This window comes from Streptomyces katrae (assembly GCF_000966975.1).
Classification (GTDB): domain Bacteria; phylum Actinomycetota; class Actinomycetes; order Streptomycetales; family Streptomycetaceae; genus Streptomyces; species Streptomyces katrae.
Genome location: NZ_JZWV01000821.1, coordinates 1 through 1317 on the forward strand (window position 1 = coordinate 1; position 1317 = coordinate 1317).

Annotated in this window: 1 protein-coding gene; it reads left to right on the forward strand. The window is 79.7% G+C overall.

Annotated features, from left to right (window positions below):
- Positions 1–60: 60 nt before the first annotated feature.
- A partial coding sequence (locus VR44_RS48555; RefSeq protein WP_211275132.1) for a lantibiotic dehydratase occupies positions 61–1317 on the forward strand: 1257 nt, incomplete at its 3' end.

Sequence of the window (1317 nt, forward strand, 5' to 3'; positions counted from 1 at the left end):
CCCCCGCCCCCGGGGGGGGGGGGGAAGGCCGCACGCCACAGCCACAGGAGGGGGACCAGCATGCCGCAGCCACACAGCACCCCGGCCGGGGCCGAAACCGGCGGCCACCGGGTCCGGTCCGCGCCGTACGCGCTGGTCCGCGCCACCGTCCTGACCCACCCGGCCCAGGGCCCGGACGCCGCCCGCTTCCGCACCCTCCTCGCCCGGCTCCACCGGATCGAAAGGCAGCTCGTGGAGGGCGCCGCCCCGCTCTGCGACGACCTGTACGCCAGCCGGGCCGGCCACCCCGCCGAGCTCCACCGCGACGTGGTCCTCCCGCTGCGCCGCGCCCTGCACAACGGCCGCGAACCCCGCCCCGCCCTGCTGGAACGCCTCGGCGACCTCCCCGAGCGCCTGCCCCGGCTCGCCTGCTGGCTCGACCTGCGCACCCGCCGCACCGCGCTCCTCGCCGAGCTCGCCCCGGCCGCCGAACGGGCCCTGGCCGCCGAACGCGGCGCCCTGGCCGCCCTGTGCCGTGAGCCCGCCCTCGCCAAGGCCGTCGCCCTCACCAGCGCCGACCTGCTGCGGGCCGTGGAACGGGCGGGCACCGGCGCACAGGACCGCAAGGCCCGCAAGGAGGAGGCCGCCGTCCTGCGCTACGCCCTGCGGGCCAGCACCAAGACCAGCCCGCTGTCCTGGTTCACCGCGGTCGGCTGGGGCCCCCTCCCGCAGACCTCCGGCCGCACCGTCCCCGCCTGGGGCCGGGCGCCCGTGCTGGAAGGCCCCCTGCACGCGGTCGTGCAGCCCAGCCGCACCCTGACCACCGCCCTCACCCTCGCCCTCCTGGACGCCCCGCACCGCCGGGAGGCCCTGCCGCACCGCATCACCAGCACCGCCCGGACCAGCGGCGGGCGGGTGGCGTACTCCCGCGACCGGACCGCCTTCGCCGGGGGCCGCTACCTCGTGGCCGCCGAGGACGAGGCCGAGCTGCCCGCCACCGGCCCGCTGGGCCTGGTCACCGATCGGGCCGAACATCCCGTAGCGCTCCAGCAGCTGACCGGGCTGCTGGCCGCCGCCCTGGCGGGGTCCGGCGCCAGCGACGGCCGGGCCGCCGCGGCCGGCTTCCTCGACCGGCTCGCCGAAGCGGGCCTGCTGGTGCCGGGGACCCCGGTCCCACCACAGGCCCCCGACCCGCTGGGCCGCCTCGCGGACTGGCTACGCTCCCTCGGCGACGCCCCTGCCGGGGACGGTGCCCCTGCCGGAGACCGCACCCCTGCCGGGGACGGCGTGCCTGCGGGGCACGCCGCCGCCGCCGTTGAGGACGCCGCCCACGCCGCC